Below are 13,032 nucleotides of genomic sequence, written 5' to 3' on the forward strand. Positions count from 1 at the left end.
AGGAAGTGATGATATATGAATACAATTAAAAGTACAATACACACAGAAGCTATATTCAGTAGTGATAAAAAACACCGCTACTTACTCAAAAAGACATGGGATGACAAGAAACCGGCTTGTACTGTGATAACGATGTATCCTCATTTAGATGGTGTATTATCACTCGATCTTACAACTGTTCTTATCCTTAACCAATTAGCGAATTCTGAACAGTATGGTGCTGTATATCTTGTAAATCTATTTTCCAATATTAAAACGCCTGAAAACCTTAAACATATCAAAGAGCCATACGACAAACATACAGACATTCACTTGATGAAAGCAATTAGTGAAAGTGACACAGTGATTCTAGCTTATGGTGCTTATGCGAAGCGGCCTGTTGTCGTCGAACGTGTTGAGCAAGTGATAGAAATGTTAAAACCTCATAAAAAGAAAGTCAAAAAGCTTATTAATCCAGTAACAAATGAAATCATGCATCCTCTTAACCCTAAAGCACGTCAAAATTGGACATTAAAATAAAAGGAGGATTATCTATGAACCATGACACTACACAATCAGACTGGCGAACGGTTGCTAATTGTTTAGCATCGCATGATTACGTTTCAATAGTAAAAGGACTAGTACATCATTTCGCAGCAATTGAAGATGAAAAGATTCTTGATAAAATCTATGATGATTTTATGAATGATGATTCTATAACAACGGTACTTAACAATAATTTTAAAGATATTATCAATCGCTATTTAACAAAATGAAATGTATATTTCAATAAAACTAGAGCATCCTTCACTTTACGGTGAGGGATGCTCTCAACTTATTTTTTTGGTATTTTCAATTAACATAATAGGTTTTTATCAGTATCAAATAAACATCTTTTGTAGTAAGCCTTGTTTACGGTATTCAGCTTCTGATGAAGCTAAACGAACACATTCAAGGCTTTCATTCATAATAATCCCCCTTATCAAATTTTAGTTTAGTAAGTAATCACTAACTATGCAAATAATATATGCTTTTTTATTAAATATCAAATACTTCCATTTCTAAATGTTGTTGACAAAACAAAATAAATGTATATCATAGTGAGTGAACACTCACCTAAATAAAAAAGGAGTTTTTTCTATGAAATTTATAAGAAATTATTGGCAATATTGTACATTTTTCATTTTTGTTGGACTTACATTCTATATGGGTTTTTGGGGTCATGAACAGTTATCGACTATACAAATTATTTTAATGTATAGCTTAGTTGCATTAGCTATACATCAATTTGAAGAATATGTTTTTCCAGGTGGTGCACCGTTAGTTATTAATAAAGCGACTTATGGTGAAAAAAATGATTATAAACACTATCCAGGAAATACATTGTCTATTAGTATCGTTAACATTAGTGCATATATTTTCTATATTCTAGCTATTATCTTTCCACAGTTTATATGGTTAGGATTAGCAACGATGATATTTAATATTGTTCAACTTTTCGGACATGGCATTTCAATGAATAAAGCGATGGGAACTTGGTACAATCCTGGTTTAGCTTCTAGTATATTTTTATTTACACCCATAAGTATTTATTACATTATTTATATTCATACTGAAGGTTTAGCAGATATTTTCAGTTGGATTGGTAGTATTATTACATTTATTATAATTATGATACTAACTGTAGTCTTACCAGTTCAATTATTAAAAGACAGAAATTCGAAATATGTCATTTCGAATTGGCAGATTGAAAGATTTAATAAAGTAAAAGAGCTATGTAAAATTTCAAGTAAAAAATAGGTGATTAACATGTCAGAAATTCAAAATATCAAAATAGATTTAGAAATGATATTAGAAAATCAAAAAATTACTCCTAGTAAGAAAAAAGTACTGTTAGCAAGCATAGACTTATTTTCAAAATATGGTTTCAATGCTGTGAGTACATCTAATATTGCTAAAAAAGCAAAGGTAAGTGAAGCGATAATATTTAAATACTTCAAAAATAAACGTGGCTTATTATTGTCAATAATTACACCAGTTATTGAACATTGTATTCCACAATACGAAAGTATATTTGCTGAAAATTTAAAAATTGAAAATCATAGTAATTTAAAAGATCTTGTTCATTTTGTTGTAAATGATCGTCTCAAATTTTTTAAACAAAACAAGGAGATTGTCAATATATTATTAAGTCAAATACTTATAGATGATGAAATCAAATCGTTATTAGCTACATCTTTAGAGCAAAATCATTCTAAAAATGCTAGTAAAATTTTTAAAATCTTTAAACAAACAGAAGAATTAGCATCAGATATAACTTATATTTCATTGTTGAGAATTATCATGGGACAATTACTGATGTATTTTGTCCAAATTTATCTATTTAAATCTACAACATTAGAACAAAACCATCTTGAATCTCAAATTTACAGATCTTTAAAACATGGAGAGGAATAATATAATGAAATTTTTATTGCGCCATTTCTATAATATTAGTGTATTTATTGGTATTATTATAATTTTACTTACAATAGTATTTTGGCAAGATCTAGTTGTTTTGCAACGTCTAGCATTACTTAATCTTGCAATATTAAATTTTCACTTCTTTGAAGAATTTGGTTTTCCAGGTGGCTTTCCTAAATTTGCAAATACAATGTTTGCATACAAAAATAGTCCTAGACCAGAGAGATTTCCATTAAATCAAATGTCTGCGTTTCTTACAAATTGGGGAACAGCATTAGTTTTATATATTCCACCTATAATTTTTCCAAATGAGTTATGGTTTGGTTTAGCGCCAATTATTTTTGGTGGTTTTGCTCAATTAATTATACATGGTATTGTAAATAACCGAATGTTAGGCACATATTACAATGCTGGTCTTTTGAGTGTATTAATTGGTCATTTACCGATAGCTATCATTTATATTTATTATATTCACACTCATAATATGGTTTCATTTTGGGATTATATTATTGGAATTATTATAATGGTTTTATGGTATGTAGTTGGTATTCGTGTCATTATTAACAAAAGTTTAGAGGATATGAATTCACCTTATCCATTTGCTCCTGAAGAAATGAAAAAATTTAAGCATTAAATATAGAGGGGTTTAATTATTAATATGATACTTAACTTTAGAAATAATGGATAATATACTTTATTTCAAACTGTTGGTAAAATTAAAGATTTTTATAGCAAATATTTATTGGGTGATTTTATGCTCATATAGCAAGTAAGTTACAAATAATAAAAATCAAGGAGCGAAAAGACCCTAAATATAATTTATATGTATATTATGTTTGGGGCCTTTTAGTTCTAACAACTGTATGAATTTAATACATATAATAAACGCTAATTTTGTAACAGCAATTATTATCTAAAGTATTACACTGCCATTCTTTTTTAAACTCTGAAAATCTTAGTTCTGGAGTATTTGTTTGGTCAGTCATATTTTAACACTCCTAGCCCTTTGAGGTAGTCGTTCATTTCTGATTCCACATTATATATTTACTCTTTCACTGCCTAATTCCACAAGTTGTTGAAATATTTCTAATGTGTATATCTTTTGATATATCATTCATTTAGCCATCTTAAAATTTAATCTTTTATTAAATATATCAAAATTTGGTATTAATTAATATTGTATGCTTTACTTTTAATCAATAAATTAATAAAAACCGCATCACTTATGATATGCTTCGCCACGCATGATTTTGAAGGCGCGGTAGATTTGTTCGATTAAGACGACGCGCATCATTTGGTGTGGGAAGGTCATTTTGCTGAAGGAGAGTGCATAATTGCTGCGGTTTAAGACGTCTTGGTGTAGACCGTTTGATCCTCCAATTATAAATACAAAGTCACTTTGGCCTTGAGTCATACGCGTTTGTAATTCGTTGGCCAGATCTTCTGATGACAACATTTTTCCTTGAATTTCTAATGTGATGACTGTGGATTGTGGTTTTATTTTAGCGAGTAGTCGTTGTCCTTCTTTTTCTTTGACTTGTTCTATTTCTTTGTCGCTCATATTTTCTGGGGCTTTCTCATCTGGTACTTCTATAATTTCAACTTTGGTATAAGATCCTAGCCGTTTCTCATATTCTGCTATTGCTTGTTTCCAATATTTTTCTTTTAGTTTTCCTACTGACAGGATTGTAATTTTCATTTTATCCTCCATGTAAATATGTATGATTTATCTAACTTATCCACAAGATATTCACTTGTGCACACTATTCCCTCTTATTATAACAATAATATTTATACTTTCTTAATTATTTTTGAGATTTATGCACATTTCCTGTGTAATAACCTGTTATTTTGTGGATAACTCTGTGTATAATGTGGGTATTTTTGTGTGTATTGTACACAATACTGGATAACTATGGACATTTTAGTGGATAACTTTGAGGGTGTCTAAGCTCAATAATTACATTTATAGCATATATAACCTACTTTTTAGACTAACTTACGTATTATTTTCCTCATTTTTCATTACTTTTCCACAGAATATTTTCAAAAAAAGAACCTACTTAAGAAAAATACTTAAGTAGGTCGGGTGTCTTACTGTTATTCAATTATAAAGTATAAATTGGTGTTGCTTGAGCTTTATCCGTATCGCAGAGAAGTACTTCTTTCTCTGTATCAATATCGTGTTCATTTAAAACTTGGCCTACACTCATACGAGCAAGGTCTTTCATGTTGTTATCTTGAGATAAGTGAGACAAGTAAATGCGCTTCGTGTTACCTGTGATGACATCTGTCATAGCGAGACCAGCATCTTCATTGGACACGTGTCCCATATCACTGAGGATACGTTGCTTTGTCTTCCAAGGATAACGACACATGCGTAACATATCAACATCGTGATTACTCTCGAACATGAATGCATCGCTACCACGAATCATACCTTTCATACGGTCTGACACATAGCCTGTGTCCGTCAGCATCGTGAATTTCTTATAGTTATTGTTGAAGATATAGAATTGTGGGTCAATCGCGTCATGTGAGACGTTGAATGACTCGATATCGAATCCTGCAATAGATTTTGTTTCATATGGATTGAAGATGAACTTCTGATCCATTGGGATACGACTGTCTTTCTTCTCAATGGCTTTCCAAGTGTTCTCATTCGCATATATTGGAAGGTTATATTTACGTGCGAGAACACCTAGACCTTTAATGTGATCAATGTGTTCATGTGTGACTAGTATGCCGTTTAGATCCTTGATATTTCGATCAATCTGGCTAAATAGCTCTTCCATTTTCTTGCCGGTTAGACCTACGTCTACTAGTAGGCTACCTTTCTCACTTTCTACGTAAGTGGCATTACCTGTACTACCACTTGCTAATACACTCATACGTATCAAGCGGCTTCATCCTTTCTAATATGTACAATCTGTATTTGTTTGAGAATTGTTTGTGTGGTGCGGGTAAGACGTGCATTTGGTTCTAGTAGTTCTTGAGTTTTATTTTACTTTTTTGCACGTTAATGTGAGTTATAAATGAGGTTTCGAGGTGTGTTGATTCTAAATATGAATTCTCGAAACGAAACGTTCTCTAAAATTCCTTTATATTATACTATACCAATTTTAGAAGGTGTGTGCCAATTGTCAGTTTATGAATAATTAGTGTCGCGAAGTATCATTTTTTGACTGCTTCGTCATAGCATAAAGAAACGACCACTCTGTTTCGGGGAGTGGTCGTTTTGTGTGTTGTGGTACGAGAAACGTCGCCGGAATGATAGACGGGCTTCAGTGAGCAGGTTTTTCGGCAGAAACTCTCAAAGTCTCGTCAAAACTAAAGAACAGTTTTGCTCGCTTTTCGATTCTGCTCAAAACCTAACCGCTCACTTCAGCACCTTAATTGACGGGCTTCGAAAAGCAGGTTGTTCGACAATAATACGCATCGCGCTAAAATTTGAGGAACAATTTTCGCTTGATGCTAGTTATTGCTCGCGACCTAAGCGCTTTTCTCAGCACCTAGTTAATAACTTTTGGGTTTTTGGTGGTGGCTTCGACGTAATAGGTTTCTATGTTGTCTTTGCCGTGGTGTTTAACTTTGATTTCCCAATTGGGTTGTAGTAATTGTACGTTGGTTTCTTTGACGACTGAGTAATAGCCTAGGCGTGCGTCGATGACTTGGTCGTTTCGTTTTAGATATCTGTTGAAGTAAAGTGCTTCGACGGCTTTTCGTGGGCTAATGACTTGTTTCTTTGTACTATTTGAACCTTCTGCGATATGGATATTATTCATCGCTGTTTGTTTGTAACTTGTTGCTTTTCCATCATTTAAATTAAAGGTTAAACGTGCTTTACTGTTATTCATAATTGGATAACCTTCAAAGGTTTGTTCGTAAGTGATTTTATCTGAACTTAGATCACTCAATTGATATTGTTTACCGTTATAAATACTATCTGCAATAAAATCTTTAATGTCTTTTAGGTTCTTATCGCTTACTTTCACAGTTTTGTCTATATCGCCTTCTAATGTCTTGTTTTTGTCTGATGTATCTAAGCTTGAATGTTCTTTAGCGTAGCTCGAGAAGTCTTTAGAGCGTGCTGTAATTTGTGCGAGTTTCGTATCCTTAACTTTCTTATTAAGTACGTCTGTAGGGACTTTAATTTCTTCTTGTTGAAAATTAACGTTGTTCCCACTTTCTGCGTCATTAATCTGTGCTTTATTGACTTTATCGATGTATATCATGACGAGTAAGATGTTGACGAGAATAAATACGAAAATGAATAGCGTCTTTGTGCGTTTCCAATTCATTTATTCAAGCCTCCCATCTTTATAGGCGTACCAATTGCCATCGTATTCTACGTACCATTGTGGTGTGAATTCACTGTTGCGTTGAACTTCTATATCATCTTTATCTGGTTTGTCATCCATATCATAGCCGACTGCAATGTTGGTTACCTTTTCAAAGTCAATATTATTATTATTGGCAAGTGCTGAACGAACGGATTCGGCTGTAGGTAATGTCTTAGGTTCTTCACTGTTCAGTTGAACGCTGCTCTTAAGTAATGAGCGTTGGTAATCGAAGACGCCTTTTTTACCCCATGTGACTTGAATTTCATTTAAATTCTGGTTGTTGAATGTAGGGTAACCATTCAAGAAGCGTTGGTAAGTCAGTTTACCTGTCTTATTATCTGTACTGAATAAACGATAATCTTCGTTAAGGAATCCACCATGGCCGTTGATAAATTCAAAGGTACCTGGAATTGTTTCTTCCATATTGCTTGAGCTTTTCGCGTCTTCAGATAGGTTTTTATAATGATACATTTCACTGTTATCGTCATAGTTCGCGACGCCTGTGTTGTTGTTATATGTTGTCGCACCACTTTGAGAGCTTCGTACGATAGTTGAATCTTCAAAGAGAATGGAATTCATTCGTTCGACGTTCATTGTTGAGAAGACCATACGATATGATTTTAAATCTTTAGGTTTACTTGGCGCGAAGACGTGTGTTGCTTTATCGATAGTGTCTTTATTAGTGATAATTTCAGTATATGGTTGCATATCTGACTTAATACTGTCTAAGGCGCTATCTATATTTTTACCTTGTGCTGATGTTTTTAATTTCACGACTTCGTGACGGTCTTTACTTATCGCATAAAGCACCACGTGATTGTCATTATCTTGGTCTATAAGTAATCGATTGAAGTTAAAGTGGTTGGGTACGTTCGCATCGATGTTCAATACCTGACTTAAGTATGTCGTTAAAGGTAAATCGTATGTGAAATCTAGCACGGTAAAGTCATTACTTAGTTCTGGTATAACAAGGTTATGATCTCTGCGCATATGTGACACAGATTTAACTTCTTGATTCTTCAATGGCTTCGTAATGCTATCAAGTGCATCACCTGTTGAGACCGTTCCTTGTGGTTTATCATCCTTTGAATGAATGATCTGAAATGGTGTAACCGTGCCTTCCATGCTTGCTGTCATAGGTTTACTTAGTGGTTTCGGCTCGTTCTTTTTACTGCTATCTGAGTTAGTAACATTATTGAGGTCAGGTGTATAGTTCCAGACCAAGTATGTCAAAACGATACTGATGAGTACGAGAAGACCTAGGATAATTGATTTAATATGTTCTTTACTATTCATCCCAATCACCGTCTTCAATGATTTCACAAGGAAGTGTGATGAAGATAGACGTACCTTGACCTTCTACGCTGTTTGCCCAGATGCGTCCATTGTGCGCTTCAACAATTTCTTTGGAAATTGCGAGACCGAGTCCTGTACCACCCATCTTACGTGTACGTGCTTTATCAACACGGTAGAATCTATCGAATATTTTATCTACTTTATTGATTGGAATTCCAATACCATTATCTTTTATACGAATGGTCATTCTATTGTAAAGTGCATTTTGTTTCACATGAAACTCAACACGTTTATCACCGCGTGAATATTTCATTGCGTTAGTGATGACGTTGTCGAATACTTGTGTCATCTTATCTGGATCGATTTCTGTGAATATTGTTTGTTGTGGGATTTCTCTTACGAATGTTGTATCTTTCGCTGCCATTTCATGTCGATTAATAATTTTATTAATGTACATGTTGAAGTCAACGATTTCTTTAGTAATTTGGTCTGACTCGTTGTCCATTTTGGATAATTGGAGTAAGTCGTTAACGAGTCGTATCATACGTTCTGTTTCTTCACGTGTAACGGATAAGAATTGTGGTGCAAGGCTTTCATCTTGCCAAGCGCCTTCTTCGAGTGCTTCGATATAGCTGTTCATTGATGTGAGTGGCGTACGTAGTTCGTGTGAAACGTTTGCTACGAATTCGCGACGTTCACGTTCAACTTGTTGTTGTTCTGTTACATCATGTAACACGGCAATGTAACCTGTGACGAATCCTGTTTCTTGCACGATGGTACTAAAGTTGACACGCGCAATAATGCCCTCTTCTTCGTTAATATCTAATAGGAAGGAATCATTGTTTTCTTGGATTTCGTCTAATGAGAATTCATTTTCAAGGTTAAGAAGACCGAGCATGTAGTAGCCGATGACGTCTTCTTTCGCGAGACCGAGCATCTTAAGCGCCATATCATTCGCAATACGCACGCGTCCACGGCGGTCTGTCGCGAGGATACCATCACTCATATGTGTGATAACTGAATCTAGACGTCGTTTCTCACTTTCGGTGTTGGCTTGCGCCTCTTGCACACGTTTAGATAGGTTGTTGAAGGCAAGTGCGAGCTCACCGATTTCGTCGTTACCATAAATCTTCACGCGTTGAGTATAGTTACCTTTAGACATCTCAACAGTCTGGTTACGCATATCGGTAATTGGTTTGGTAATCGTTCGGGCGATAAAGAAACCGAGGATTACTGTGATGAATAATGATATAGCTGTACCGACGATAAAGATTTGGTTAATGTTATTGAGTTGGTTATATACGTCGTTGATTTTCGATTCTATGTAAATATCACCGATAGTTTGTTTGTCGACTTTAACTGGTATGTTATAAACCCAGACACGTTCTTTACCACTACCATAGTCTTTAAGGACCATGTGGTTGTTGGTTTCACCGAGAGAAAGTGCCTTTTGGACGGAACCGTCATTCGCTTTTTGATTAATTAGACTACGGTTAGACTGCTTTGTCGTAGCCATAATAATTTGGTCTTTATCAACGAAGCGAATTTCTCCGATTTCTTGACGGTTGGCATATTCACTCAAAAGGTTTTGGATATCCTTTTGAGCGTTTACCGTACCTTTGTCATTATCGTTATAAACTTTTTCTATATTAACATCTAACTGCTTCGCATATTGCGTTATGTTCTTTTTAAAATTATCGAGTAATTCTTTTTCTAAACTATTAGTAAAATACAAACCGATGATTTGCATACCAATAATAATCAGTAATACATAAACAATAACGAGTTTAGTGTGAAGGGATTGTAATTGTTTAAGCCACTTCATAGGATGTTGCCTCTAATCATGTTGTTGGAGGAAGTATCCAACGCCTCTACGTGTCACAATGTATTCTGGGTGCGATGGATCGTCTTCAATTTTTTCGCGTAAACGACGAATCGTTACGTCAACTGTACGTACGTCACCGAAATAATCATAACCCCACACTGTTTGTAATAAATGTTCACGTGTCATTACTTGACCCATATGTTTAGAAAGGTAGTGGAATAATTCAAATTCACGATGTGTTAATTCGATATCTTCACCACGTTTTTTAATTGAGTAAGCGTCTGGGTAGATGACGATATCTTTGATTGTTATTTCGTTTGTAGCGCCACTCACTTCTTGAGCTGGTTGTGAATAATGGCGACGTAAGTTTGCTTTCACACGGGCGATAAGTTCACGCGTGCTGAAAGGTTTTGTTACATAGTCGTCTGCACCAAGTTCAAGTCCTAATACTTTATCAATTTCTGAGTCTTTCGCTGTTAACATGATGATTGGCATTTCGAATTTTTTACGTACTTCGCGACATACTTCCATGCCATCTCTGCCTGGTAGCATGATGTCTAAGAGTACGATATCTGGTTCTTCTTCATAGATTAAATCTACTGCATCGTTACCATCGTAAGCGCAGAATACTTCGTATCCCTCTTTCTTCAAATTAAATTCTAAAATATCAGCAATTGGTTTTTCATCGTCGACAACAACAACTTTTCTAGCCATATATTTTAACCTCTTTTCTCAAAGTGTAATTCTTCCGTTCGTTTAATTATGTGAAGGCTATATTTTTCTCTATTATACCTTGTGAAAGGTGATGTATGTAATATATATAGCGCATAGTTACCTAATATATAATTTACCATTTATGAACGGGTAATTCTATTTTTGTATTAAAAATTATAGAATAATATTATTTATAATTTTACCATTGAAATACTGTATTACAAAATATGTTGAACAGTTGCAAATAGCTCAAATTATCTATATATCAGTGTTTTCATTATTTTGTAATATAAATATTTGGTGTAAAACGTATGCTTATGCGATTCTCCCTTTTGAAAATGTAAACAAATAGCGTAAATGTTAAGTTTTTATTGCAACGTCATAGATATTGTAAAGTGAGCGTTATGTGTGGGTGAGGATGGAGTTATTACTTTATATGAGTGGATGGATTGTAATAGGAATAAAACGGATATGTAGGTATAAAAAAATGCCTACCCTATTGGGTAGGCAATACGGTCCCGACGGGAATCGAACCCGCGATCTCCTGCGTGACAGGCAGGCGTGTTAACCGCTACACTACGGGACCTATCATGGTGACTCCTACGGGACTCGAACCCGTGTTACCGCCGTGAAAGGGCGGTGTCTTAACCGCTTGACCAAGGAGCCGTTCTTAAGCACAAAATAGATTATAGCATAGCTCATCTTTTCGTGACAAGCTATTTTTTACATAAATTTAACAATATTTTTTAACGGTTAATAAATGAGAAATATTGCTATAAAAGTGTTGATGGCACCGTTTAAAACGGGATTAAATATAGCGCATTAAACTACTTTCTTCTATATAAATAAAGTAAGACCGACTCGTTGTAATGAAACGAGTCGGTCTTTTTGAAGCTAGGATATCATTTATGATCTCAGCTTTCTTTTATACTTTGTTTTACCATAATTGTTCTAATAGGTTTGTTTGTTCACGGTCTGGGCCTACAGAGAAGATTGAAATGTGTACGCCACATAATTCTGAAATACGCTCTAGGTATTTGCGTGCATTTTCAGGGAGTTCTTCTAGACTGCGACAACCTGTGATATCTTCTGTCCATCCTGGAAGTTCTTCGAAGATTGGTTTGCAGCGTCTTAATTGATCTAAGTTAGCTGGGTATTCAGTGATTTCTTCGCCATCTAACTCATATGCTGTACAAATCTTAACTGTATCTAAACCTGTTAAAACGTCAATAGAGTTGATTGAAAGGTCTGTGATACCACTTACGCGGCGTGAATGACGTAGTACCACTGAGTCAAACCAACCTACACGGCGTGGACGTCCTGTTGTTGTACCATATTCACGACCTACTTCTCTAATGTGATGACCATCTTCATCGAATAATTCTGTAGGGAATGGACCGTCACCTACACGTGACGTATAAGATTTACATACACCGATGACTTTAGAAACTGATGTAGGGCCTACACCTGTACCTACTGTGACGTTACCGGCAACTGGGTTACTTGACGTAACGAATGGGTAAGTACCGTGATCGATGTCTAACATGACGCCTTGGGCACCTTCGAATAATACTTTGTCGTCTGCAACATTAGCATCATCTAAGATTTTAGCTGTGTCAGTGACATATTCTTTTAAGCGTTGACCTGCTGCATAGTACTCGTCAAAGATTTCATCAAACGTAGGGCATGTTTCGTTGAACATTCCTTTGAAATAAGCATTTTTATATTCAATGTTTTCTTTAAGACGACGTTCGAATGTTTCTTTCTCTAATAAGTCTGCTACTCGAATACCAATACGTTGTGCTTTATCTACGTAAGCTGGGCCGATACCTTTTTTAGTTGTACCGATTTTATTATCTCCACGACGACGTTCTTCATATTCGTCTTGAGCTAGGTGATAAGGTAAGATGACTTGTGCACGGTTAGAGATACGTAAGTTGTTAGTTGAAATACCACGTTCATTTAAACCGTCTAATTCTTTCAATAATGCTACTGGATCTACAACTACACCGTTACCGATAACTGCTAATTTATCTTTATAAAAGATACCTGATGGTACCAAATGTAATTTGTATGTTTCTCCACCAAATTGAATTGTGTGTCCTGCATTATTACCACCTGAGAATCTAGCGATAACATCTGCTTGTTCTGCTAAGAAATCTGTGATTTTACCTTTACCTTCGTCTCCCCATTGTGTCCCAACTACTACGATTGATGACATAAGAGCACCTCCAAGTTTTTCTCGTTTAACCATTAGATATTCTACCAATATGCCTATAAGATTGCAAATAAAAATCGAACATTAAATTTGTTTAGGTTGTTTGCAATTGATTCATCTTGTTTTTGCTTTTTATACAGTTTCATCGTTGTGGTATCAGTTCTTTTGAGTTCATTTTCCGGAAAATGATATAC

At 34.8% G+C, this 13,032-nt stretch carries 12 protein-coding genes and 2 tRNA genes; 5 read left to right on the plus strand and 9 right to left on the minus strand.

From position 1 onward, the window contains the following. Positions 1–15 precede the first annotated feature (15 nt). The 5 genes from MHI13_RS21950 (at position 16) to MHI13_RS21970 (ending at position 3,076) form a co-directional block, all read left to right on the plus strand. Positions 16–519 carry a DUF1643 domain-containing protein gene (locus tag MHI13_RS21950; RefSeq protein WP_064210487.1) on the plus strand — a complete coding sequence of 168 codons (504 nt, stop codon included), beginning with the start codon at positions 16–18 and terminating at the stop codon, positions 517–519. 14 nt (positions 520–533) lie between these two features. Continuing rightward, on the plus strand, positions 534–755 hold the full coding sequence (locus MHI13_RS21955; RefSeq protein ID WP_064210488.1) for a hypothetical protein: 222 nt from the start codon (positions 534–536) through the stop codon (positions 753–755). Between the two features lie 364 nt (positions 756–1,119). Then, positions 1,120–1,779, plus strand: a complete 660-nt coding sequence (locus tag MHI13_RS21960) for an HXXEE domain-containing protein (RefSeq protein ID WP_023350823.1) — start codon at positions 1,120–1,122, stop codon at positions 1,777–1,779. 9 nt (positions 1,780–1,788) lie between these two features. After that, the gene (locus MHI13_RS21965) at positions 1,789–2,436 is read left to right on the plus strand and encodes a TetR/AcrR family transcriptional regulator (RefSeq protein ID WP_064210489.1); all 648 of its coding nucleotides are present in this window, start codon (positions 1,789–1,791) and stop codon (positions 2,434–2,436) included. 4 nt (positions 2,437–2,440) lie between these two features. Next, entirely contained in the window at positions 2,441–3,076 is a 636-nt protein-coding gene (locus MHI13_RS21970; protein WP_064210490.1) for an HXXEE domain-containing protein, read from the plus strand. Between the two features lie 585 nt (positions 3,077–3,661). On the opposite strand, the gene rlmH is transcribed toward MHI13_RS21970, so the two are convergent. The 9 genes from rlmH to MHI13_RS22015 all read right to left on the minus strand — a co-directional run bounded on the left by rlmH (position 3,662) and on the right by MHI13_RS22015 (position 12,841). Then, positions 3,662–4,141 carry a 23S rRNA (pseudouridine(1915)-N(3))-methyltransferase RlmH gene (rlmH, locus tag MHI13_RS21975; RefSeq protein WP_002434124.1) on the minus strand — a complete coding sequence of 160 codons (480 nt, stop codon included), beginning with the start codon at positions 4,139–4,141 and terminating at the stop codon, positions 3,662–3,664. Between the two features lie 409 nt (positions 4,142–4,550). Further along, positions 4,551–5,333: an MBL fold metallo-hydrolase gene (locus MHI13_RS21980; protein WP_002445012.1), complete on the minus strand. Its 783-nt coding sequence runs from the start codon at positions 5,331–5,333 to the stop codon at positions 4,551–4,553. A 621-nt stretch (positions 5,334–5,954) separates the two neighbouring features. Then, complete coding sequence (locus MHI13_RS21985; RefSeq protein WP_002434134.1) at positions 5,955–6,743, minus strand: two-component system regulatory protein YycI; 789 nt, start codon at positions 6,741–6,743, stop codon at positions 5,955–5,957. Then, complete coding sequence (gene yycH / locus MHI13_RS21990; protein ID WP_002434631.1) at positions 6,744–8,081, minus strand: two-component system activity regulator YycH; 1,338 nt, start codon at positions 8,079–8,081, stop codon at positions 6,744–6,746. Beyond that, on the minus strand, positions 8,074–9,906 hold the full coding sequence (gene walK, locus MHI13_RS21995) for a cell wall metabolism sensor histidine kinase WalK (RefSeq protein WP_002434451.1): 1,833 nt from the start codon (positions 9,904–9,906) through the stop codon (positions 8,074–8,076). Before walK ends, yycH begins: the two co-directional genes overlap by 8 nt. Before the next feature lie 12 nt (positions 9,907–9,918). Then, the gene (gene yycF, locus MHI13_RS22000) at positions 9,919–10,620 is read right to left on the minus strand and encodes a response regulator YycF (RefSeq protein ID WP_002434481.1); all 702 of its coding nucleotides are present in this window, start codon (positions 10,618–10,620) and stop codon (positions 9,919–9,921) included. A 513-nt stretch (positions 10,621–11,133) separates the two neighbouring features. Continuing rightward, a tRNA-Asp gene (locus MHI13_RS22005) sits at positions 11,134–11,206 on the minus strand. A gap of 5 nt (positions 11,207–11,211) precedes the next feature. Next, positions 11,212–11,286 (minus strand) — tRNA-Glu (locus MHI13_RS22010). Between the two features lie 271 nt (positions 11,287–11,557). Continuing rightward, positions 11,558–12,841: an adenylosuccinate synthase gene (locus tag MHI13_RS22015; RefSeq protein ID WP_002434422.1), complete on the minus strand. Its 1,284-nt coding sequence runs from the start codon at positions 12,839–12,841 to the stop codon at positions 11,558–11,560. Positions 12,842–13,032: the final 191 nt, after the last annotated feature.

Source organism: Staphylococcus sp. FSL K6-0223 (assembly GCF_038008285.1).

Excerpts from the sequence above, each read along its gene's own strand:
- MHI13_RS21965 (WP_064210489.1), top strand. The coding sequence starts at position 1,789 with ATGTCAGAAATTCAAAATATCAAAATAGATTTAGAAATGATATTAGAA.
- MHI13_RS21950 (WP_064210487.1), top strand. The coding sequence starts at position 16 with ATGAATACAATTAAAAGTACAATACACACAGAAGCTATATTCAGTAGT.
- MHI13_RS22015 (WP_002434422.1), bottom strand. The coding sequence starts at position 12,841 with ATGTCATCAATCGTAGTAGTTGGGACACAATGGGGAGACGAAGGTAAA.
- walK (WP_002434451.1), bottom strand. The coding sequence starts at position 9,906 with ATGAAGTGGCTTAAACAATTACAATCCCTTCACACTAAACTCGTTATT.
- MHI13_RS21960 (WP_023350823.1), top strand. The coding sequence starts at position 1,120 with ATGAAATTTATAAGAAATTATTGGCAATATTGTACATTTTTCATTTTT.
- yycH (WP_002434631.1), bottom strand. The coding sequence starts at position 8,081 with ATGAATAGTAAAGAACATATTAAATCAATTATCCTAGGTCTTCTCGTA.
- MHI13_RS21985 (WP_002434134.1), bottom strand. The coding sequence starts at position 6,743 with ATGAATTGGAAACGCACAAAGACGCTATTCATTTTCGTATTTATTCTC.
- rlmH (WP_002434124.1), bottom strand. The coding sequence starts at position 4,141 with ATGAAAATTACAATCCTGTCAGTAGGAAAACTAAAAGAAAAATATTGG.
- MHI13_RS21955 (WP_064210488.1), top strand. The coding sequence starts at position 534 with ATGAACCATGACACTACACAATCAGACTGGCGAACGGTTGCTAATTGT.
- MHI13_RS21970 (WP_064210490.1), top strand. The coding sequence starts at position 2,441 with ATGAAATTTTTATTGCGCCATTTCTATAATATTAGTGTATTTATTGGT.
- MHI13_RS21980 (WP_002445012.1), bottom strand. The coding sequence starts at position 5,333 with ATGAGTGTATTAGCAAGTGGTAGTACAGGTAATGCCACTTACGTAGAA.
- yycF (WP_002434481.1), bottom strand. The coding sequence starts at position 10,620 with ATGGCTAGAAAAGTTGTTGTTGTCGACGATGAAAAACCAATTGCTGAT.